We start from the raw sequence: 22,401 nt of genomic DNA on the forward strand, positions 1-22,401 counted from the left end.
GAGAAGCGGGGAGGTTGGCTCCCTTGACCACCACCTCCATTCGTTCGCCGGCATCGGTGAGCACGGTGAGCATGAGGTCTTTTTCCCCGTATTCTCGTTTCCGTAAAACAATGGCGCGAAGGTTTTGGATCATGAGTTTTGTAAAACGAGACCCCTTTTGAGATAAACTTTTGTGGCGACAAAACTGGAAAGCACCCCTATTCCCATGGAGATCACCAGCTCTGCGGCAAAGAGCCAGAGCGGACTCCAGTAATTTTGAAAACTCAAGTAGTTGGATAGGGAAGTCCCTTCCAGGAAAAAGACCAATAAAAAGAAACTGAAAAACACCGCCACCAGGCTGTAAAAGGCTCCTTCAAACAAGAAGGGGAGTTGAATCATTCCATACTTTGCCCCCACCAATTGCATGATTTGAATCTCAGTTTTGCGTGTAAAAATACTCAGATGAATGGCGTTCATGATCATGAGCAAGGAGCCGAACAAAAAGGTCACCACCACTCCAATAATGAGTTTTTGGGTGAAGTCGGTGACATTCAAGAGTCGGGCGGCAATCAATTGGTTTTCTCCCGAGCTTTCGGTCCCTTGTAAGAGGTCTGAATATATGGATTCCTTTAAATAATTGAGCACCATTTCATGCTGATTTGGGGTTTCTGTGACGATGCGAAGGCTCGCGGGGAGAGGGTTTTCGATTCCGTAACTGGTGAAGGGATCCGTATCTTTTGGGTAGGTCTCCAAAAACTTCTCCAAGGCTTCACTGCTGCTGGTGAACTCCACACTTTCCACAACGGGCAAGGCTTCCACCTCTTTCACCAGTTGGTTCATTTCGTACGGAGACTGTTCATCGTTCAAGTAAATGATGAGATCGATTTTTTGTGCCAGGTCGTCCAAGGTGGAATGGGTGAGCGCATTCAAAACCATGATCACATTAAAAATGAACAAAATCAGTCCCATCATCACCGTGGTGGCGACGCTGAGCAAAAGATTTCGCCCCATGTTTTGCATGGAAAGGCGAGCGAGTCGTTTTAGATTGTGAGCAAGTCTTGGGCGCATAGGGACTGCTTGATGAGTGAACTTTTGAAGGTTTCAGGTTTCCAGGGTTTCAATCGAATGATTTCGATGTTGAGGTTTTCTTTGATGAAATAGTTTTCCAGGCCGTAAGTGAATACATATTGATCGTAACCCAAGGCCAGCACAGCCGGAGCGTATTTTTTGATGACGGCATATTTGTCTTCCGCGTTTCCCAATACGGCACGGCTCACGGCTTTATAATTTTGTACGGCGCGAAGTCGTTTTCTTTCGTTGTACAGCGGGCTGGCTCTTTTTACTTTTTTAACCGTTTCATCTCGGGCCACTACCACAATCAATTCATCGCCGAGCGCGCGAGCTTGGTCCAAATAATTTTCATGTCCCGCATGAAAAAAATCAAAAGTACCAAAGGCCATAATGACTTTAGAAGTTTGCATCGGAGAGGCCAAAATTAAAATAAAGAGCGGTGAGGAAGAAGAGGAACGCGAACGAGCCACAAGTGATGAAGGATTTTTTGAGGTCTCCTACAATGGGTTCGAGCGCGAGCGAAAAGCGAGCGCTTCCATACACCAAGGCGGCGAGCAAAAAGGGGAGGTCCAAAACATTGAAGATCAAGGTGTCCGCTCGGTTTATGGCTCCATTGGCCATGAGCAGCGAGGTCCCAATATGCAGCGCACCAAAAAACACAAAAAAATAGAGTGAAACCTGGGCCAAATTTTGCACAATTTTCTGCATGCGCCCAGTATAGCTAGCTTATAGAGAAACTTCAATAAACTTCTGGGACAGAACTGACCGAAGGTCTCAGAAATTTTGGCAGCTATTTTGTTGTTAATGCATGATGGGGCCTAGAAAGCCGCATTCATGTAGATTTTCATTATTTTCCTCACTTGTGATCCTATGTTGTGAAAGTGTTTTCCTTGCTTCATCGGGGCCATTCATGCATACCCATAAAGCAAATTTTAGTGTGTGAGGGGAATGAGGCAATGTTGCTTCAAATTGATCGCCAAAAAACTCAGCTGGAACAGCTATTAAATGTATGCGACTATCAGAATCCCGAAGCAATTCCTCTATTTTAGATAGATCTGAATGTCCAAGTTGATTAAATATATCTACAAAGAACTGTGAGACCGTCCCAGCATTGTTGTACTGAGCTTGTTGAATTGCTTCTTCGAGTATACGGAGTGCTCGTTGAATTCCTTCAATTTCTTCAGGTGAAAATGATTCAGTTCCTTGGTGATCAATCATGATTTTTTTGTGATGTTTTATACTTCTTCTTCCTCCATTTCATCAAGTTAAGCTAAGACTCTTAATTTGAGCTTTACCCATTCTTGATAATCCTTGACATCAACATTTAAACTGGTTTCGAACAATTTAAGCCACTCTCTTGACACCTTGCGATCTCTTTGCCACGCGTTTTCCCAGTCAGGGTGATCCATTGGCACACTCCTTATTAACATACGAAATGTTTCCTCGGGTACATTTTGCCAACCTATTCTTGTTTGTCCTATGAGGGCGGAATATCTTTGCAAAATAGCAGTTCTTTGTTCTTGAGGAGTTTGTTCATCAGTTACTATTGCTAGATCGGCTTCTGCTTGATCTAAGGATGCATGGATTTTGCTAATCCCATCCTGAATTTCTGGAGATAGTGGGGTCTCAGATAAAGTGGGCATATTGATGAGTTTAAAGGTAAGATGCAATTAAAGCATATACTTGGAAATGTGTCAAGGAAAATCACTCAGCCCTTCTAGGGGCTTCCTAAAACGCCACCAGCTCTGCTGGTGGATATTTACTGTATTGGTTAATATTAAGCCACTTCAATTATATCAGAAGTGAGCAGAGGCAATAATACTTTCTGCATAATCTTTTGAATTTACCTTGAAGCCCTCGGCCTCTCAGTATAGAGTTTGCGCGAAGTGACCTTACACATATGAAGCTTACAAAAGAACAGATCGAGAAAATTGCGCAGCTGGCGAGGCTTCGTTTGAGTGAGGAAGAAATGGAACGGTATGCGGATCAGCTCACCACTATTTTGAATTATGTGGATATGTTGAAGGAGCTCGATACTGCGGGTGTGCCGGAGACTTCTCAGGTCACAGGGCTCACCAGCGTGACTCGTGAAGATGAGGGTCGAGGATCCTTAGCCACTCCCGATGAACTTTTGGCCTGCAGCCCGCTTGAAAAGGTGGACCATCAAATACGCATTAAACGCATTATGTAAAGCGACACCACTCTATGGACTTAAACTGGCTTTCCATCGTCGAAGCACACCAAGGCTTACAAGAAAAAAAGTTCTCTGCGGAGGACTTGCTGGATGCGTGCTTGGCTCAGATTGAAAAAGGCAAAGTTTTAAATAATTTTGTGACAGTGGCGGAAGCATCGGCGCGTGCCCGGGCAAAGGAAGTGGATGCCAAGATTGCGCGCGGAGAGAAAATTGGAATCTTGGAAGGAATTCCTGCCGGTATTAAAGATTTATTCTGTACCAAGGGAGTTCGGACCACGGCATCTTCTCATATCCTCGAAAACTTTGTTCCCCCCTACGAATCCACAGCAACAAAGCGACTTGAAGCGGCCGGTTACATTCTTATGGGAAAAACCAATTTGGATGAATTTGCGTGTGGGGCTTCCACGGAGAGTTCTTATTTTGGACCCAGTTTGAATCCTTGGAATAAAGAGTGTGTGGCCGGAGGCAGCTCGGGAGGTTCCGCCTCGGCTGTGGCGGCGGGTCAGAGTTTCTTCTCACTCGGAACGGATACGGGAGGTTCTATTCGTCAGCCTGCTTCCTTGTGCGGATGCGTGGGGCTCAAGGTTACTTACGGTCGCGTGAGTCGTTTTGGAGTGATTGCACTGGCTTCCAGTTGGGACACCGTGGGAACTTTTTCTCGAACCGTGGAAGATGCCGCGATTCTTATGAATATTATTGCCGGGCCTGATCCTTATGATTCCACCACTCCTCAAGTGGCGGTGCCGGATTATACGGCGGATCTCGGCAAAGGCGTGAAGGGTCTGCGCATTGGAGTGCCCAAGGAATATTTTGGAGAGGGAGTGGATGAGGAGGTTCGTCAGGTGGTAATGGCGGCGATTAAGAAATATGAGGAGCTTGGCGCCACGGTTAAGGAGGTGAGCCTGCCCATGACCAAATATGGAGTGGCCGTTTACTATGTCACTATGCCCACCGAGCTTTCCACCAACTTGGCTCGATTTGATGGGTTGCGCTTTGGTCACGGAGCTGAGGGGGGTGCGGAGGATTTGGCGAACTATTACAAGACCAGTCGAGGAGAAGGCTTTGGGGCTGAGATCAAGCGCCGCATTATGGTGGGAACTTTCGTGTCCTCCGCCGGCTACGCCGACGCGTATTACAAACAGGCTCAGCGCGCCCGCACCTTGATCATCAAAGATTTTGAACAAGCTTTTGAAGGAGTGGATGTGCTCATGGCTCCGGTTTCGCCCACGCCCGCCTTTAAGGTGGGTGAAAAGGCCAGCAATCCTTTGGCCATGTATCTTGCGGATGCCTTGGCGATTCCCGCTTCCGCGGCCGGAGTGCCCGCCATTTCTTTGCCCTGTGGATTTACCGCCGGCGGTTTGCCCGTGGGCCTCCAGATCATTGGGCCCATGTGGAGCGAAGCCCGCATTTTACAAACAGCGGCGGCGTATGAACAGGCGACCGAGTGGAACAAGATGCAGCCAAAGATTTAGACCATGAAACTCTACCTTTCTTCCTACAAGCTCGGTGATGAAACTGAAACGCTTAAAAAGTGGTTGGCTTTTGGTGATGGGAGGGTTGGCTATATCCCAGACGCTTTCGACTTTATTGGTATGCCACCGGAGAATCGTGTGAAACATATGGATTTTGATATGAATGAGCTCAAGGCTTTGGGTTTGAGCGTGGAGGTGCTGGATTTGCGAGATTACTTTGGAAAAAAAGAAGCACTTCGCGAAAAGCTTGCAGAGCTTGATGGGCTCTGGGTGAGTGGTGGTAATACTTTTGTGCTTCGGCAGGCTATGCGACTTTCCGGCTTTGATGAACTTGTAGGTGAATTGGCCAAGCGAAAAGATTTTGTGTACGGCGGCTATAGCGCAGCCTGTTGTGTGCTCTCGCCGACTTTGAAAGGCTTGCAGATTGTGGATGACCCCAATAACCATCCCTATGAAGGCTTGAAGGAAACTATCTGGGAAGGATTGGGGCTCATTGACTACGCTTTTCTTCCTCATTTTGATTCCGACCATCCGGAGTCCGAAGACATCGATAAAGAGGTGGCTTACTGCACAGAGAATGGTATTCCGTTTAAGACGGTGCGGGATGGAGAGGTGATTCTTGTGGCTTGAGTTTTTGTCACCATTAATCTTCCTCCCTGCGGGTGGCGTTGCCGGCGAATTCCCAGGCCATCATGAAGATGGCGCGTTGGGTGTTGGCGATTTCCGGGCTTTCGATGATCATGCCCACCACTTCATTTTTACCGAAAGAGACGATGGAGATCTTGTCGTCGTAAATATTGATTTCATTGGAAAAGGCAAAGGAGCCTGCTTTTACTAGACGGATTTCGCGGTGTTTTTTTTCATTTTCAGCGGCCACCCGTTCACCGTGCTCATCGAGAGGGGCAATTCCGCGGAGGTAAATGCGGCGTTTTACGCGTTCATTCACATAATCTTTATCGTAGGTGGGCCAGTGCTCGCGGATGGATTTGGAGTCCGCGTAGTTTAGGATTTCCGTTTTTGTGGAAAGCGTATCAGCATAGACTTTTTTGACCCCTTCGATGCCCTCGTAATAACGGATGCGTGGAATATAGGTGCTGCCGTGGAGGCGGCGAAGATCTGGGAGGGCCTCTTTAAACTCCAAGTATTTTTGCCGGAAATCCATTCGTAAAAGGTCGGGTTCGGTGGCCGTAAAGGTTTTGATGCGGTTTTTGATGGCCTGGCTGATGTAGCCTCGTTCCATAAGTTTTTGCAGGACATCGTAGGTACTCACGCGGTTGAGTTTGGCTCGCAAGGCGATTTCGGAAGCCGGGGAGGGGCCGAGTTCAAGAGCAGCCAAATAGACTTTAGATTCTTTTGCATTGAGCCCGATGTTGTTCAGAACATTTTGAAGGTTCATTGTAAATGCGGTTTTTGTTGTAGAAAATTTCGACAGTCGTTCGGAGGAATCAGCATAGTGCGTTTTTTCACTCAGGTCAAATGGCGGTGTTGCACTGTTTCAACAGCTCAAAAAGGGCTTATTAAAGGCTCTTGCACAACGCAGAGGGGTCCATTAAAACGGTACCGTATTTAACCCCTTCACCCCATGGATGCTCTTATTTCTTCCCCCGCGATTTCGGCACAGAAATCGGTGAGGGCGCTTGTGCGAGAACATGCATACACCCAGTTTCCCCGTAACAATGTGAGCAAGCTCATGATTATGGAATTGGTTGAAGAGTATGGTGTTCAGTTTGTGGATATGCAGTTCACGGATATGGACGGAGTGCTCAAGGCCGTGACGCTCCCGGTTCACAAGTTGGAGGATGCCCTGGATAACAATGTGTGGTTCGACGGATCTTCCATCAGTGGGTTTACCGCCATCACGGAATCCGACATGATGCTGAAACCGGATTTGGATACTTTTTCAATTTTGCCTTGGACGGTGGGCAACGAAGACCCCACCGCTCGATTGATTTGTGATGTATTGAATCCTGATGGCAGCCCTTTTGAGGGAGACCCTCGTTTCATTTTGCGCAAACAGATGGAAGAAGCGGCGAAGCTTGGGCTCAAACCCTTTATGGGGCCTGAATTGGAATTTTTCCTTTTTGAATTGGATGCGGAGGGAAACCCGACGCTCACCCCTCACGACAGTGCGGGATATTTTGATCAATACAGTGACAAGGCTTTGGCCTTAAGGAGGGAAATGTCCTTTGCTTTGGACATGATGGGAATTGAAATTGAACGGATGCATCACGAAGTGGCGGCGGGGCAAAGTGAAATCAACTTTAAATACTCGGATTCCTTGCACACTGCGGACAATGCCCTCACCTTTAAATTTACGCTCAAGGCTTTGGCCAAAAAACACGGACTCCATGCTTCCTTTATGCCCAAGCCGATTTTCGGGATCAATGGCAGTGGTATGCATGTGCATCAGTCGCTTTCCTCCATTACGGATGGGGCGAATCAATTTTATGATGAAAAGGGGAAGTATGGACTCTCCGCCCTTGCTCAGAGTTACATTGCCGGGCAGCTCCAGCACATTCGAGCGATGAATGCGGTGATGAATCCCATTGTGAATTCCTACAAACGATTGGTGGTGGGCTATGAGGCGCCGGTGAATGCTGCGTGGGGACAAAGGAACCGATCCGCTTTGATTCGTGTTCCCCGAGTGAGCCCTGCGGTGGCCAGCAAAGGCGCGCGGATTGAGCTTCGTTGTCCGGACCCTGCTTCCAACCCTTACTTGGCCTTTGCGGTGATGCTTGCGGCGGGGCTGGATGGAATTAAAAAAGGTTTGGTGGCGCCCGCTCCGGTGGAAGAAAATATTTGGGAGCTGGATTCCAAACAAATGAAAAAAATGGGCATCAGCACCGTGGCTGGCACGCTTAAGGAAGCCTTGGATGCACTCGAAAAAGACGAAGTGATTCGCGCTGCGCTGGGGGAGAGCACTTTTGAAAAATTCCATGCCTCAAAAACCGCAGAGTGGGAATCTTTCCGCACCAGCGTTTCTCAATGGGAAACCGATCGGTATTTGGACTGCTAGGCTCTGAGTAAAATTCGTTCAATGGCCAGTAAGTACTGGTCCTCCTCACGGGGTTTCAATGGAATGAGCCCCGTTTTGAGGCGATGGTCCAATTCCATGAACTTTTTCAAGAAATACCGTAGCTGTTCGAAGGTGAAGTTTTTGGTGAAACGCAGACTGCTGCTCACCACAAAGGGGTGAACTCCCATTTTGCGGGCCATCATGGGTGCCGGCAGGTTTTGTTCACTCAGCGCTTTCATCTCTAAGATCAAACGGATTTGTCGCACAATCATTGAGAAAATAAAGGCTGGATCTTCTCCTTGTGCCTTCAGGTCTTCCATGGTTTTGAGTACCCCGGCAAAGTTTTTTTGAGCCAGTTGATCGGTGAGGGTGAAGATGGATTTTTGTACGATCCCCGTCACTAGCTCATCCACCATTTCTCGTAGAATGGGTTCCCCCCGTGCGTAGAGGGTGAGTTTTTGAATTTCTTGATCCAAGGCAAAGAGATCATCGCCCACGGCACTCACCAGGTAACTTGCGGTTTCCGGATTGATGCGGGCTCCGGCCTGCTCCGCGCGGCGCTGTACCCAGGTGCTCAGTTGGACTCCCTTGGGTTTGAGGAACAGGCGTTTGGTGGCCAAAATATTGAGTCGTTTGAAAATGCTTGTTCGTTCATCGGGTTTGCTCTCTTCCACCATCACCAGCACGGTGCTTTCGGGCAGTTTTTCCAGTGCGGGGAGCAGGGTATTGGCGGTTTCCGCCTTTTGACTGCCCAGGAAATTTTTAAGCACGACCAGCCGTTTTTCAGATAAAAATGGACGAGTTGAGATTGAGCTAATAATTTGTTCAACGCTTGTGTTTGAACCGTCCAATTCCTCCCAATCGCTTTCCCCAAATTTACTGACGAAGGCGTCTTTCCATCGGGTGAGTTCTTGCCGCATGGAGAAGTGGTCTTCTCCAGACATCAAATAGAGATTGGGGCTTTCCATGGCCCTAATTTACTCCTTTTTCTGTGTTGATGTCCACATACTCGGAGAGTGCGGGAGGAGTGTTCAAAAGGATGCGGCTGTCGTAACGAATCACGATTCCTCCACCATCAATGGTGGGAGGGCCTACATATTTTGCCTTTTGAATCAGAGTTTGAACATTTCCGTAGAAAGATCCGTCCACGGTGAGCTGTTCATCCACCGCGCTGCGTTCGTCCCCATCAAACTTTTGATCGGTGTAGTAGACTCCAACCAATTTTTGAGCACCGTCTTCGATGTAAATATCTCCACCCAGGACCACAAAGGCAACGGAGGGGAGATTTTTGTAATCGCCCGGGTTGCTCACGGTAGCATATTGAATGTTTTTGGTGAGGCGCAAATCGGCATTTTTAACAATGATGGTCCACGCTCCGGAGGGAACGGTGAGCCCACCCAAGGTCATGGCAGGGTCTGCCTCATTGCTGAGACTTCCATCAAAATACAAGATATTGCTGCTGCTGTTGTTGTTGTTGGTCAGGGCTTTTTCCATCTGTTCCCATGAGTCATAGGTGCTCACGGATGCCATTTGACTGGTGTCGGCATTACGAGTGGCTTGGCTGATCATGTTGCTGGTGGTGGTTTCCACCGTAGAGCTGGCCCACAGGTCACTGACCTTGGCCACGATTTCACACACAAAGGAACTCAAATTTCCGACAATACTGTTGGAATCGTCATCGTCACAGAAAGAAACGGTGGCGAGTGAATAAGTGGAAACAGTGCTGGCGCTGTCTTCGTCATCGTCATCCTCCGTGGGTTCGGTATCTTCCAAGATGATCAAGGCGTCCACATTGCGGTAATCGCTGCTGGTGGCTTCATCCTCTTCCACGAAGATACAAGAGATGTCGGAACCTCCTTCCAGGGAGACTTCCAGGTACACATCGCCGGCGTTTTGGGTCATGAGGTAAGAACAGAGCACCACCAATTTTGCTTCGGCGGTGAGTTCTTCCGTATCGTCAAAGACTTCTACGGAAGCATTGTTCTCAAACTCTTCAGTCAAACATTCGTCTGAGCTGTCTCCACAGTTGAGACCGGAAGTGATGACTCCCACATAACGAATACGGATCACCGCTTCATCTCCATAATCTTCTACAACCGTTCCGGTGTTCTCAATCACAATATCTTCGGTACTGGTTGGGGAGTGATCAGGGTCGTAACAGACTTCTTCTGTTTCCAAGTTTCCTTCTTCATCATAATCACATTCTTCAATGCGAACGGATTCTTCCCCGGGCATTTTGATGTAGGGGAGGTAGGCCATGAAGTTGTTCCGGAATTCTTCGGAGTCTACAAATGCCGCAAGATCATCGGAGTTTTCTTCTTGTTCATCTCCAAATCCCATCATGGTGATCAAGTTGTAGTCATAAGTGGCTCCACTGGTTCCTTCCACAAGTTCACTGTAGCTGGTGGCCAGGCGGATGTTTCCACCGGAGTCGCTACCATCTCCTTTGTGTCCTTCCAAAGTGCTGCCCCACATTTCATCGGTGAAGGTGATGGCGTCTTCATCTCCGCTGGGTTCGTAGGCCAAGGTGTAGAAGGCTCGATCTTCATCGTGGGAGAAGAAGACTCCTTCATCGCTGTAGGAATTTTTCTCGGAAGAGAAGTTGAAGGTATAAATGAATTTTTCAAAGGATCCCACTTCTTTTTCTTCGGGAGCTTCCGTGATGTTGAGGTCTTCACACACGATATTGTCTTCGAGGACTTCAATCTCAGCGCCTTCACAAACCTCTTCAAACGAAACTTCTTCACACACTTGGTCTTCGCCTTCGTCGAATTCAAAGACCATTTCTTCACACTCTCTATCGCCTTCGGCGGTTTCGTAACACACTTCAATCACGCGTTCATCGTCTCCGTTTTCGTCACGATCCACACAGATTTCGGTTTCGATGTCTTCACAAGTGAGGTCGACTTCAAAATCGGTATCGGTGAAATCAATGTCTTCACACACATTTTCAGGAGTTGGAGTGGGGGTTGGGCTTAGGCTGTAGTCATCGCTACATTCACCGGCTTCTCCTCGAATGTAAGCTTCAATGTCGGCATCGTCTCCGGAATAAGAGTAGCTCACGGTGCTGCTGGTTCCCGAAACGGGGATTTCCAAGTGTCCGTCGCTGTAACCGGAGGAACTGCCATCACTATAATAGAGTTGGCCGTTGCCGTCTTCGGTGATGACGAGTGTTCCCGTCCAATCGCTGTCGCTTCCTTGTACGGTTACGGTCTCGGTGTCTTCATTAAGATCAAGGTCGACACAGTAGAGTCCCTCGGGAGGAGTTTGGTCGATGCTAAACGCATCGGCACACGCCTCGGAGTCGCTCACAATGTAAGAGTTCACGGTGTCCCCGGCATCTCCATTGCGGTAGAAAACAATCACAGTATCATCGGTTCCAAAAACAGGAATTTCCAGGTGGCCGTCTCCATATTCGGAGGGACTTCCATCGGTGTAGAACAAGGCTCCACTTCCGCTGCGGTTCACCACCAGAGTTCCAGCCCATCCTGGGGCACTGGCTTCCACGGCAATGGTCACGGCAATGATTCCGGCATCCTCATCTTCGGCCGACATGGTATAAGAGTCGGGATCCATTTGAAGATCGATACAGAATGGGGCTTCATCTGGAGGAGGAGGCAGGGTCACTTCTTGTGAACAAACGGCCTCTTCTCCAATCATGGAAACGGAAAGTACATTTTTGGCTTCAAAGTTTTCCCAACAAATGATTCCGGCGTAGCTGGCGGCTCCACTGAGTCCCATGCTTACGGGGTTGCCGTATTCATTTCTCAAGGTGCTGAGTTCCAGCACGCTCAAGTTCCCGCTGTAGGCGGTTTCGCTCGGATCGGTGAAACCTTCCACAAGGAGGGTTCCGCTGTAGCTTGCGTCCGAAACGGCCAAGGCAAAATTCCAACATACGGTGCTTTCTTCGTAGAGCAGAGCCAAATCTTCTTCATCACTCAGATCGATTGGGGTGGTGCTTCCATCGTCATTATTGATGTAAGGACCGGAGAGGGTGAGGTCTTCACACACAGGGTTTGGTCCTTCACAAGTTTCACTTTCAATAGTATCTGAACAATACGGTTGATTGATGTCCACGATTTCAATGGTGTCTCCGGGTTCTCCGGTGTAATACACCACTTTGATGGCAGAGATGTAAAATCCGGTTCCCAAAGAGGGACCTCCGGCACTGCGGCTGAATTCTCCGTTGGGATTGCTGCTGGTGAGGCGCCAAGGTCCGGGAGTTTCTGTCCCGTCGGTCATGGTGCTTTCCCAACGAATCTCAATGCCACCTTCGGTCATTTCCTCACAGGTGAGGGTATGATCGGGTACTCTGACTTCCAAAGATTCGCACACGGGTTTTTGGGGAGTGAGGACATAGGTGAAACCTGTTCGGCACACTCCGGCCACATCATTTTCAGCTTCTACAAGCACGCTACCGGTTTCATCACTCTGGAAGGAGTCGATGGTCCAGTCGGTGGTGGTGTAAGGAGTGGTGTCCCCATCAAATGTGGCATCCGTGTCGGTAGCGGAATAGGTCAAATCATAAGGCCAAGGATGGCCGTTGGAGGCCACGGCTTCCACTTCAATGGGAAGGTCCACTTCAGTTTCATCCACGGTAAAGAGCAGAGTTTCCGGGTCCAAAAGCAAGAGATCGCTACAGTAAGGGAATTCCACTTCGGCTTCACAGAGTCCGGTGCCTTCGTAGCTCACGCCCAAATAATCACTCACAAAAGCGGTAAAGCGGTCTCCAGGCATGGAGTCGCGGTATTCCACCTCTGTATCGCCCGTTTCTACGGGTCCGGCATTCCCATTTAAAATATTGAGCGAGCCGCCGTAACGGATGTCTCCGCTGGCCGCCGCGCCGTCATAATTATAAGCCTGATAAGTGACATCCACCTCATCGGTGATGACGGTTCCGTCATTGGCATAAACCGTTGCTTCAAAATCCGTATCACTAAACACATTGTCGAGTCCCACACTGCCCGGATTCAAAACAAGTTTGGAACAAGTGAGCTCCTCTTCGGTGGGGGGACAAGCGGGAAAATTGGTCACCGCCGTTCCATTGAGCCCGTACCAAAAAATATGATCTTCATCGGGATCCACTTCCTCGATATAAGAGTCAACTTCTTCTGGATAGGTTTGGTGCCAATTGCTTTCGATGCTGTGCTCAGCGTCCGGATCGATGTAGTAAAACTCCGGTTTCGTCCAACTGGTGGTGGTGACAATTTGGTCGGTGTCGTAATCCAAGAGCTCGAAAGAAATGCCTTCTATAAAATAATCTCCGCTGGGAAGCCAAGGTTTAAGGTCAATATCTTCAGGGTCCTCTCTGCCATATTCCCAGAGCAGTCCTTTGGGATTTCCTTCAATCCAGTTTAGGACTTGATAAGTTACGGTGATTCCGTTCCATTCGCCGCCATAAACCGTATGAATGACTTCGCCCAAATCTGCTTCTTTATCAAAATTACAGGTTCTGTAGGTTCCGCTTCCATCTGTGCACAGGAAATTGGTGTCGGTGTCTACCGTTTCCAAAAAATCATCCTCAAACACAATGGCAAAACTGTGGATCACCTCCCAGAATTCTTGTGTGTCTGTATCGGTTGAAGTGTGATAGTGGGTATGCTCGTGGGTTGCTCCTACGCAGTAACGGTCTCCTTCATCGTAGCCTCCCTCTGCGACAGCTGGAACCTCATAAGCATCTTCATTGCCTTCCGTGGCTCGGTCGCCTACAGTCATTAAAGCAAAAGCTTGGATGGGCCAAGCGAGGAGAATGCCGAGAGCGAGGGTGAAAAGGGGGGCGAATTTTTTCATGGTTGGAAAGATTTATTGCATTGGAGACTCCTGTCCGCCGGGTTCCATTTGGATTGAGCTTCCTTCTTGGACAGGGTTGTATTTGATATTTTCAACCTGTTCTTGTGTCCCACACGCAGTGAGCAGGAGAGACAGGCTTGACATTATAATAAAAATTGTTCTCATAGTCAATGGGTGAATGGTTATTATCGTGGGGAGTTTTGTCCTCCTTGTGGGGTAATGGTGTGGTCCCCTGGATTGTTTTGTGGCAATTCGTCTGGACTACCCCAAAGATTTGGCTTGTCTTGCCCAGGCAACGGAGGAATGAATCCTCCGCCTGGCACAATAGGAATGACTCCTGGGCTCACGCGCAAGGTGGTGTAGTCTACGCCTATTTCCGGGCGAACTTCTTGAGTGAGCGCTTGCCGTGTGGCGGCGACTTTGACTTCTTTGGGCTGGGTGAGTGTGTAATCGATTTCCACATTGCGGGCCACTGTGAGGTTTTCACACTTGCCATAGAGACAAACAAAGAATTCTTCGGTTAAAGTTACTGGATTTCCACGGACCATGCTTTGACCATCTTTGAGTAGTTTAAGAACATCTTGAGTGAACTCTTGGGCGAGCTCCGGGTGAGTTGGCACTCCTGTTTCCACCATTTGCTTGATGTCTCTGCCATCTTCTGGTCCATACAGTTTGTCTGCAATTTGAGCCAGACGAAGGCCGGCCATGTCCTTTCGAATGTCTTTAAACGAGGCATTTGCTGGAAGCTTTTTCCATTCCGATAAGCCTTTTATGCTTTGTGCGGCTGGGTCGTCCTTTTCAGCGTACATCGCGCCATTCATTCCCCCGTGGATATTGAAGTCGTAGTAACCTTGTAAAAGTTTTCGAGTTCCGCTGTCGTCGATGGCAATGAGGAATTCGCTGCCTTCGGGGAGAGAACTTACGGTATTTGCATTTGCTTGAAGAGATTCTATGACTCTTGCTCCATCTTCTTCACCAAATATTGCCTGCGCAGCCTCGGTATTCCATTTCCATGGGATCTCTTTTGCGTCAGGTCGGCCGATTTGCATGGCGTATTGGTGAGCCAAGAGGATTTGTTGATCTGTGGGTTCCGTGACGCCGATGTTTTTGTATCGTTCTGTGATCAGTGAATCGATAGTGTCGCGGTTGGCTGCAACGGCCAAATGGTCGTAATCCATTTTGTCTGTTTTTACGAGTTGTTCAGCTACGGCCTTAGCGTCTTCGTGGTCATCATGGGTGAGACCTTCAAAGAGTTTGACCTCGCGAACGCCTTCTTGCATGCGAACGGTTTCCCATTCTACTTCGCGTGCGTTTTGTTTGGCGCCTTCGAGGCTGAGGTCGCCCAAGACGAGTCCATTGTCTTTTGCTTCGACATCAGTGCGAGTCAGGATATTCTCTCTTAAAAGTGGATTTTCTACTTTGTCGTTCTTCAGAAGTCGAGTGTCGGTGGTGCCGTCTTTGGTTTGAATCCATTCCATATAACTGGGACTTTGAGACATGATCTGCTCGATGGTGGTGTTTTCATCGCTCGTGAGTCCCACGAAGAACAGTTTTTTCCCAGTGTAAGGATCGGTGGTTTCAAGAGTGCGGAGGAGCAAGGCATCGCCACTGTCCAAGTTGAGGAGAGGCGCTCCGCCGTCTCCATCTTGAATGGCTTCTATGTCGCTCATTGCATCAGGGTAGAAGCGCACCATTCCATCGATATTTTGGAGGGTCAACTGAGTGAATTTTCCGTTGAAGGTGAGCACGGCTTGACCTTTGAGTTTTTCGTTCATTGCGGCCAAGGCCTTGCTCGCGTTTGCAATAGCTTCGGCTTCGGCATTGGCTTTGTCACCATCATTTTCGTAAAGGAATTCATCTTTGAGCTCAATGGGTTCCCAATCGGGTTGAACTTCTTTGTAGTCTACTGGCAAGGCGACGGGTAGGCCGCTCTTCATGGAATCGCTGACCATGTCCGGAGTTTCCAATAGGGCGGGAATGTACCGTGTTACGGGACGGAAGCCCACGCCAAAGGTGATGTAGGCACCCAGGGCGAAGCCACCCTCTTTGAGACCGACTGCGGCGGTGGGCCCGGCGCTGATGTATTTGATTTGTTTGCTCCATTTGCTGAAGTCTTTGGTTTCTCCGTAGGCGATTCGGTAATTTACATAGGATTCCCATTCGGCCTTGAGGGCCTTTTTCATGGGGTCTTCAACATGCTCAAGATCATCTATTTGTGCATAAATTTCGGTTCGAATAGTCTCCAATTCTTCTTTATGTGTTTCTTTAAACTCGCGGATTCTTTTTTGTAAAACTTTATCGAGATTGCGATCGAGGCTTAGCGGATGAAATCCTGCAACATCCCCGCTTTTACTGAGGCCCAGATTTGCTCCCGTGCCAAGCGATAGCGTTCCGGATTCATTGAGGTCGCGACTGATGCCAAGCCCAAAGGTTGGCCCAATCAATCCTTGAGGATCGCTGAGTCCGGCGCTGAGGCGGGCATAAGCTTCCAAGTGAGTGCGGCCTTTTTTACCCAAGTCTATTTGGTAGATCAGACCTCCGTGCATTCGGAGCACAGGCAGGACAGTTCCTGCAGAAACGGTCCATTGCAAACTGAGTCGCCCTGGGAAATCCTTATTAAGGAGAGGGATGAGTGCGCCGGCTTCCAGTGCGGCCATGGCGTGTACTTCTTCGCCGGGTTGAATGGCGGCCAATCCGCTGAGCACTCCTTGAATGTGTCCGCCTAAGTCTTCTTTAAGGGCCTTTTCTTGTTCGTCGGTGAGGGTTCCTGCGGGAATTTGTGCGGTAAGCTCATCCACCATTCCGTTTGTTGCGGTGTTTACATCTGCAGTGATTTCTTCCGCTTCAATATTTTGCAGCACTCGCATTTCGGCGGCGGCAAAGGCCATGGCTCCGTAACGGATGGCGGCAATTTGATCTTTGCTGAGGGTGAATGTGGGATCGTTGAGATTCTCTAGTGTGATGGGGGCTACACTCACCGCTTTTCCATATCCCAAATGGTTTTTTTCGCCGTTGATCTTGTTTTGACCATGAATTAAATAAGTGTTGAGGGTTTCCAGGTAACTGGCCCCATTTTCGTGGTTCATCAATTTATCAAAGGCACGGGCGTGAGAAATGACTTGCTGTTCGCCATAACTTTTGTAGCCTTTGCTGACGCGTTGGCGAGCAGTACTCATCCAGTTGTCTGCGTTCACCGTCGGACGGTCTTTGCCCGAAAGTGTGAAGGCGATGGCTTGAAAGACATTGTATGAAATGCTGGGCCCCTGGCTGTTGCGATCAAAAACTTCTCCAGTGAGGCGGAACATGGCGGCTTTTTCTCCGGTGAGACCTTCGTAAGCGGCCTCTCGCTGTGTTTTTGCCTCCTTCTCTATCCTTATTTTTTCGGCGTCTTCTTGGGCGGAGGGAAGTTCATTTATTAAAGTCTGTACGGCGGCAAAAAATTTTTCTAAGTGAGGAGTGTTGGCTTCCAATTGATCTTCATTTTTCCCATACACGGCTTTTGCGATTTCGTTGGAATTGATTTCAAAACGACCTCCCTTAGAAAGAATGCCTCCGTGGAGTGCTTTCCATGTCATGCGGGTGTCGATGAGGCCCACTTGGTCGCGATGAATGGCAGCCATCATGCGGAGCGCATTGTAAATGGCTTCTCCACTCTCAAGATCTTTAATGGTCTCGATGTGTTCAAAAGAATTTTCTCCACGGAAAAGCTCCGGAATTTCTACGCTTGTTCCCGGAAAGCTGACCAGAGTCAGTTCGCTTTGTGCAGGTAGTGCGACCGCTTCGGGAGTTTCTGTATCTTCGGAGGCTGCGGCAGCCGCTTTTTCTCTAGCAATTTCGTCTTCAACCATAGCTTTTTCATCATCCGTGAAGTGGGTGGAGGGGGTTTCTTCCGGTTCTTCCTCCGGCCCTTCCCACTCTGATTCAGCAAAGTCTGTTGAAAGTCCCGCAGCCTCTGGTGTCACGGTTACTGGGCCATCTGCCCCATCGAAGGTGATGGGTTCTTGAGCCACTTGAGCGGTGCTTGGAATAACTCTTGTTGTGCTCCTTAGGCTGGCTTCAAAGCTTTGCTGATCCAGCGGTGCTGCTTGAGGTACGGGACGCACTAAGTTTTTGTCTCTTAGGGCGATGTGTTGGTTCAATTGGGTTTGACGGAAGGTGAAGAGGTCTCGCACTTCTTTTTGAGAAAGTGCAAAGTCCTGAATCCTCTCAAAAAACCTTTCCAGCGCTTCTTTATAACTTTTTGGGCTGAGGATATCCTTTAAGTCTTGAATACGCTTCAGCTCGTTTAGGATCCGATCTAGATTCTCCAAAAGCACTGCAGCATCGGCGGGGCTGGCTTTATCAATCAATTTGTTTAAATGGCGAACACTTTCCGGAAGGAGAAATTCGGCTTTTTCCACCTGGTCTCTGACTTCATGAAGTTCGTTTTTGATTGGAGCTTGCTCCGACTGATGAAGTGCCATACGGGTGGGTTTTATTTTTGTTTTAAATCTATTAATCATATCACAAAATCAGGATGGCCGCAAGAGTCTTCGCTTGGCAATTTTTAAGGTTGAGGCAAGATAGTGGTATGGCGCTACAGACTCCCATCCTCATCACCAATTTTAAATCGTACCAAGAGTCCACGGGCCCACGGGCGGTGGAGCTGGCCAAGTTGCATGAACGAGTGGCGAACGAGCTTGGGGTGAACACCGCGATTGTGGGGATGTTTTTGGATTTGCCCATGCTGGCCTCGTGCGTCAGCATTCCGGTTTTGGCTCCGCATTTGGATGGAGTGGGTTATGGGGCTTATACAGGGCTTATTCCGGTGGAAGTGGCGCGAGGAGTGGGGATTGACGGGGCGATGCTGAATCATTCGGAGCGACGGATTTCCGATTCGGAGATTGCGCGAGCTTTGGAACGGATGAAGGCGCTCAATATGCTCTCGCTGGTTTGCGCGGAGAGCTTGGAGGAAGGGAAGAAATTTGCGGATATGGGGGCGGATTTTGTGGCGATTGAAGTGCCGGAATTGATTGGAGGAGAGGTTTCTGTTTCGGTGGCCAGGCCGGAGTTGATTACGGAGGCGGTGGCTAAAATAGGAGCCGGAAAAGTGATTGTGGGAGCGGGAATAAAGACGGCGGACGATGTGCGCATTGCGCTGAGTCTGGGGGCGGTGGGAGTTTTGGTGTCCAGCGGGGTAGTGAAAGCCGCGGATCCTTTGGCGAAATTGCGTGAATTGTGCGGAGCTTTGCGGGCGTAAGTGGAATTTAATTTAAGAATTATGTTTAAAGTTCCCGGTGGACTTTTTCCTCGCTTGATTGCATTCTTCCCTCTGCTTTTTCCATTGTATTTTTTTAGGGGAACTTTGCTTGGCGTGCCGGTGTCCTTGCCGGAGTTGGTGCTTGGAATCTTGTTTGTGCTTTTCCTTTTGCAGGGGTATGAATTTCGTTTAAGAGACTGGAAGCTTTGGCCGGTACTCCTGTTTTTGCTGGCGGCGGGCCTGAGCATCGCGGTGGTTTTTGTGGGAGATGGAAGTGGGGAGCTCCCCCGCATGGTGGATGGAACGGAATTCCCCGCCAAGATGAAGGCGCTGGGCATTTTAAAGGGATGGATTGTGGCGCCGGTGCTTTATTTTGTGATGGCTCGCACGATTTTTAGGGAAAAACCTTCGATGATGTTCTGGGCCCTCCGGGCGCTGGTGCTCAGCGGAGCGGTTTTATCGGTTTTGGCCTTGGTCCAAGTGGTGACGGGAGATTTTTTAACCCCGGATATGCGCGCCTCCGGGCCTTTTGAATCGGCCAATTATTTGGCGCTTTATCTGGGGCCTTTGGTGGTTTTTGCGGGCTTGGCTGCCGTGGAAAGTGATTCAAAAGGCGATAGGATTTTCTTGGGGATTTGCGCCGTACTTGGCGCCGCCGCGCTGTTTTTTTCCAAATCCTACGCGGGGTGGATTGCGGTGGCCGGTGCCGGGTCTTTGGGTCTTTTGCTTCTGGCGCGGCGGCGCAGCAGAAAATCGTTTTGGATTGCATTCGCCGCTTTGTTTGGACTTGGATTGGTTCTTTTGCTTTCTCAGCTCGGTACCGATAAATTCGCTCAATTTGTGGACTTTGCCGGACGCTCTTCTTCCAGCGTTCGCCTCCAAATTTATGAAATTTCCACCGCCTTGATCGCCGATCATCCGCTTTTGGGCATTGGTATGGGGCAGTTTGAACAACAGTATCAGGAGGTGGCTGAGGTGGTTTTGGGCTCCGCTCCTTTTGAGTGGAACATGCTGCACCCCCACAATATTTTATTGGCCTTTTGGCTCAATATGGGTCTACTCGGCCTTGGCGCTTTTGTTTGGCTCTGTGGCAGGGCTCTTTTGTGGCTCACCGAACGCGATAAAAAAGAACGGCACCTCGTGGCCCTGATGCTGGTGACCCTGCTCATCCATGGTCTTTTCGACACCCCTTACTTCAAAAACGACCTGGCTTTTCAGTTCTGGCTCTTCATGGCAATGCTGCTTTAAGCCCTTGTGAGGAAAGTTTTCGTGATCGTGGTCGTCCTTACTCCTTTTGTTTATGGACTAAATACTGAGATACAAACCAAATTTGACCATCGATAGTAACAGGCCAAAAGCTGCCAATGTGTGGGAAATCAACCCCGGTAGCTGCTTCCATCATTAATGTGTCAGGCACAATAACCCTTTGATTCGTCTCTAGTACACCTTGTACCCTACCCCTTCCTGTTTCTATGAGCACTGCTATTCCTTTTTTTAATTCATGAGCAGCTGCTGCGTCTTGATACTTGGGATCATTATAAGTGGCTGCCATTACTTCTGGATCCACACTCGTCAGGCCTGTGAGAGTCAAAAAAGAACACACCTTTCTTTTGCTTGGAATTTCAATGACATCACCACCTGTTTCTATACCTTTTCCCATATATTGAATTTAAATTTTCTTAGGTAGCCTCAGTCAGCCTATCCTTGGATGATGGCGAATTGAGGCTTATTTAAGCCAATTTCTAACGAACTGTCAAGTAAATTTAGGTTCTTTAGACCTCCCTCCGTTTCTCTTGCACCTTTAGATTGATCGCATGCGCAATGGCATGGTGGTCTTTGCAGAGTGGGGCCAGGTAATGAGGATCATGCGCGTGGCTCAGTGCGAAGGTTTGGGTGTGGTGGACTTGCTCCGCCGGCTTTCTACAGCTTGGGATTGAGCACTTACTGCCGTGCTCTTGATCTAAAACCTTCTTGGTGCGGGCGGGAATATGACGAGATTGTGTCGGCTCCAGGCCTTCGCTTATGGCCACTTTCTCTTCAGCGATCTCTTGGTCCCGTTTATCAAGGAGATCCGTAAGGATTTCATCCACATTGAGGCCTTTTTCTTGTAAGGTCAGGAGTCTTTTTGTAAGCTCCGTGCTGAGCCGAAGGTCTTGCGCGCGCAAGGATTTTGCCTCAAATAATGGCTGTAGTAAGCCATTTCTATTTTGGTCGGCTGCCTGTTCAGCCATGATTTTCTGATCCCGTACCAAAGTCTCCACTGCACTTTGAGAAAGATTTTGAACCGCTTCGGCCCATTCTTCTTCATTCTCAGTGCTTGCCACGGAGGCCACCCTTGCAAGCTTGTTCACGCTTACACTTCCCTCCACCAAGAGGGCCCTCAAAGCGGGTTTATCTGAAAAACATTTCTCAAGATTCAGGGCGGTTCTTACTTGCTGTTCACTCAGTCCCGCAAGTTTAAATGCACATTCAAAAATGGATCCGAATCCTTTCCTTTCATACAAACGGCGACGGTTGAGTTCGGGGAGAAGTCCTATAAACTTATGCCTCCATTCCAGGGCGTTTCTTCCATAAAGTCGTGCCTTTTCGTACAGTTCCCCGTCTGTGAGGCGAGTCGAATAGTCAGGCGTGGATGTCAAAGAATTGGGGGTCATATTTGTAGGGTTAATGAACCTTAATTCTAAACCAAAATCCACCTCATTAACAGGTTAAAAGCATCCTTTTGAGTGGCACTCAGTCAAGAATATGGTATGGTGAATGTGTGCTCACCCTTGTGCGCCACATTCTAGTAAAACCCATCAGTTTCGTGGCAACTTGAAGAAGTCCTTCATGAATTCTTTGAGCTCTGCTTCACTCAGGACATCGGTGGTCTCCACACCTTTGAGTTTGGGGAAGAGGGCTTTGTTGGTTTCGAGCACGGCTTTGAATTCATGCTTGGCGGTGCCGGGCCCAAAAATCACAATCTCATCGCTGCCTTCCAAATGCTTTAAAACCTCTTTTCCAAAGGCTTTCATTTGATTGTGGCGGCGGTCGTCGTGGCGGTTCTGATTCACAATGGTTTGGTGCTCGCTGTCGTCGTGACCTCCTTTGTGGTGGGGCTCAACTTCCGAGTGAAACGAATCCATGTTCACTTCGCCCATTTTATTCGCTTTGAGAACGATGGCATGAGCGTGATCGATCCAGATGCCTGTAAGAGTTGTCATGGGAATGGGGGTTATCGGCTTTCTTTAAAAAAACGCACCCTTATGATAGTCTTCTTTGCGTGAAACTTACAGGAAAAATTGTTCATGGGCAGGGGCGCGGAAAAGCGCTTGGGTTTCCCACTCTTAATATAGAAGGGGATTTTGTAGACCTTGAACAGGGAGTTTATGCGGTTTGGGTTGATTTTGGTCAAGGCCGATTTAGAGGTGCAATGAATTACGGACCCCAGCCTACTTTTGAAGGTATGCAAACACGAGCGGAGGTTTTTGTGCTGGATTTTGAAGGGGATTTGTACGGAGAGACGGCCGAAATTACAGTGGTAAAAAAGACTAGAGAGGTGCAGAAGTTTGATTCGGCAACCGCCCTACAAGAGCAGATTCAGAAAGATGTTGGCCTTGTGCGCGGCCTCCTTTATAATGACCCCACTTAACTCCTCGCC

At 48.8% G+C, this 22,401-nt stretch carries 18 protein-coding genes and 2 pseudogenes; 7 read left to right on the plus strand and 13 right to left on the minus strand.

Translation table 25 applies throughout. The features are described 5' to 3' along the window. Window positions 1–168 precede the first annotated feature (168 nt). The 5 genes and pseudogenes from WC777_04735 to WC777_04755 all read right to left on the minus strand — a co-directional run bounded on the left by WC777_04735 (window position 169) and on the right by WC777_04755 (window position 2,693). Window positions 169–1,047: pseudogene (locus tag WC777_04735) on the minus strand (permease-like cell division protein FtsX). Continuing rightward, window positions 1,020–1,460 (minus strand): adenylyltransferase/cytidyltransferase family protein, encoded by a 441-nt coding sequence (locus tag WC777_04740; protein MFA6024490.1) that lies wholly within the window; start codon window positions 1,458–1,460, stop codon window positions 1,020–1,022. The pseudogene WC777_04735 and the gene WC777_04740 overlap by 28 nt, the downstream one beginning before the upstream one ends. Then, window positions 1,447–1,758 (minus strand): hypothetical protein, encoded by a 312-nt coding sequence (locus WC777_04745; protein MFA6024491.1) that lies wholly within the window; start codon window positions 1,756–1,758, stop codon window positions 1,447–1,449. Before WC777_04745 ends, WC777_04740 begins: the two co-directional genes overlap by 14 nt. A 93-nt stretch (window positions 1,759–1,851) precedes the next feature. Continuing rightward, complete coding sequence (locus WC777_04750; GenBank protein ID MFA6024492.1) at window positions 1,852–2,349, minus strand: hypothetical protein; 498 nt, start codon at window positions 2,347–2,349, stop codon at window positions 1,852–1,854. Continuing rightward, entirely contained in the window at window positions 2,316–2,693 is a 378-nt protein-coding gene (locus WC777_04755; GenBank protein MFA6024493.1) for a hypothetical protein, read from the minus strand. The genes WC777_04750 and WC777_04755 overlap by 34 nt, the downstream gene beginning before the upstream one ends. A 257-nt stretch (window positions 2,694–2,950) precedes the next feature. On the opposite strand from WC777_04755, the gene gatC reads away from it, so the two are divergent. The 3 genes and pseudogenes from gatC (at window position 2,951) to WC777_04770 (ending at window position 5,328) form a co-directional block, all read left to right on the plus strand. Then, window positions 2,951–3,241, plus strand: a complete 291-nt coding sequence (gene gatC, locus WC777_04760) for an Asp-tRNA(Asn)/Glu-tRNA(Gln) amidotransferase subunit GatC (protein MFA6024494.1) — start codon at window positions 2,951–2,953, stop codon at window positions 3,239–3,241. 14 nt (window positions 3,242–3,255) lie between these two features. Continuing rightward, window positions 3,256–4,716, plus strand: a complete 1,461-nt coding sequence (gene gatA, locus WC777_04765) for an Asp-tRNA(Asn)/Glu-tRNA(Gln) amidotransferase subunit GatA (protein ID MFA6024495.1) — start codon at window positions 3,256–3,258, stop codon at window positions 4,714–4,716. Window positions 4,717–4,719: 3 nt separating this feature from the next. Continuing rightward, window positions 4,720–5,328 (plus strand): annotated as a pseudogene (locus WC777_04770) (Type 1 glutamine amidotransferase-like domain-containing protein). A 31-nt stretch (window positions 5,329–5,359) separates the two neighbouring features. Here WC777_04770 and WC777_04775 read toward each other — a convergent pair. After that, window positions 5,360–6,112: a helix-turn-helix domain-containing protein gene (locus WC777_04775; GenBank protein ID MFA6024496.1), complete on the minus strand. Its 753-nt coding sequence runs from the start codon at window positions 6,110–6,112 to the stop codon at window positions 5,360–5,362. Window positions 6,113–6,406: 294 nt separating this feature from the next. On the opposite strand from WC777_04775, the gene glnA reads away from it, so the two are divergent. After that, the gene (glnA, locus tag WC777_04780; protein ID MFA6024497.1) at window positions 6,407–7,732 is read left to right on the plus strand and encodes a type I glutamate--ammonia ligase; all 1,326 of its coding nucleotides are present in this window, start codon (window positions 6,407–6,409) and stop codon (window positions 7,730–7,732) included. On the opposite strand, the gene holA is transcribed toward glnA, so the two are convergent. From holA to WC777_04800, 4 genes are read right to left on the minus strand one after another with little or no spacing between them, the layout of a single operon-like run. Next, complete coding sequence (holA, locus tag WC777_04785; protein MFA6024498.1) at window positions 7,729–8,700, minus strand: DNA polymerase III subunit delta; 972 nt, start codon at window positions 8,698–8,700, stop codon at window positions 7,729–7,731. The genes glnA and holA overlap by 4 nt on opposite strands. A 4-nt stretch (window positions 8,701–8,704) precedes the next feature. Continuing rightward, on the minus strand, window positions 8,705–13,522 hold the full coding sequence (locus WC777_04790) for a hypothetical protein (GenBank protein ID MFA6024499.1): 4,818 nt from the start codon (window positions 13,520–13,522) through the stop codon (window positions 8,705–8,707). A 12-nt stretch (window positions 13,523–13,534) separates the two neighbouring features. Next, entirely contained in the window at window positions 13,535–13,687 is a 153-nt protein-coding gene (locus WC777_04795; GenBank protein ID MFA6024500.1) for a hypothetical protein, read from the minus strand. 20 nt (window positions 13,688–13,707) lie between these two features. Then, window positions 13,708–17,985 carry a hypothetical protein gene (locus WC777_04800; protein MFA6024501.1) on the minus strand — a complete coding sequence of 1,426 codons (4,278 nt, stop codon included), beginning with the start codon at window positions 17,983–17,985 and terminating at the stop codon, window positions 13,708–13,710. Between the two features lie 107 nt (window positions 17,986–18,092). Between WC777_04800 and tpiA the strand changes: the two genes are divergently transcribed. Then, window positions 18,093–18,761: a triose-phosphate isomerase gene (tpiA, locus tag WC777_04805; protein ID MFA6024502.1), complete on the plus strand. Its 669-nt coding sequence runs from the start codon at window positions 18,093–18,095 to the stop codon at window positions 18,759–18,761. Between the two features lie 21 nt (window positions 18,762–18,782). Next, a complete protein-coding gene (locus WC777_04810) occupies window positions 18,783–20,009 on the plus strand; it encodes an O-antigen ligase family protein (protein ID MFA6024503.1) in 1,227 nt (408 codons plus the stop codon). Between the two features lie 37 nt (window positions 20,010–20,046). On the opposite strand, the gene WC777_04815 is transcribed toward WC777_04810, so the two are convergent. The 3 genes from WC777_04815 to WC777_04825 all read right to left on the minus strand — a co-directional run bounded on the left by WC777_04815 (window position 20,047) and on the right by WC777_04825 (window position 21,964). Then, on the minus strand, window positions 20,047–20,421 hold the full coding sequence (locus tag WC777_04815; GenBank protein MFA6024504.1) for a hypothetical protein: 375 nt from the start codon (window positions 20,419–20,421) through the stop codon (window positions 20,047–20,049). 112 nt (window positions 20,422–20,533) lie between these two features. Next, window positions 20,534–21,415 (minus strand): HNH endonuclease signature motif containing protein, encoded by an 882-nt coding sequence (locus WC777_04820; GenBank protein MFA6024505.1) that lies wholly within the window; start codon window positions 21,413–21,415, stop codon window positions 20,534–20,536. Between the two features lie 54 nt (window positions 21,416–21,469). Beyond that, entirely contained in the window at window positions 21,470–21,964 is a 495-nt protein-coding gene (locus tag WC777_04825; GenBank protein ID MFA6024506.1) for a hypothetical protein, read from the minus strand. A 59-nt stretch (window positions 21,965–22,023) separates the two neighbouring features. Here WC777_04825 and WC777_04830 point away from each other — a divergent pair, with 59 nt between their 5' ends. Further along, entirely contained in the window at window positions 22,024–22,392 is a 369-nt protein-coding gene (locus tag WC777_04830) for a riboflavin kinase (protein ID MFA6024507.1), read from the plus strand. Window positions 22,393–22,401: the final 9 nt, after the last annotated feature.

The sequence above is a fragment of the Candidatus Gracilibacteria bacterium genome, assembly GCA_041661045.1.
GTDB lineage: Bacteria > Patescibacteriota > Gracilibacteria > UBA1369 > 2-02-FULL-48-14 > 2-02-FULL-48-14.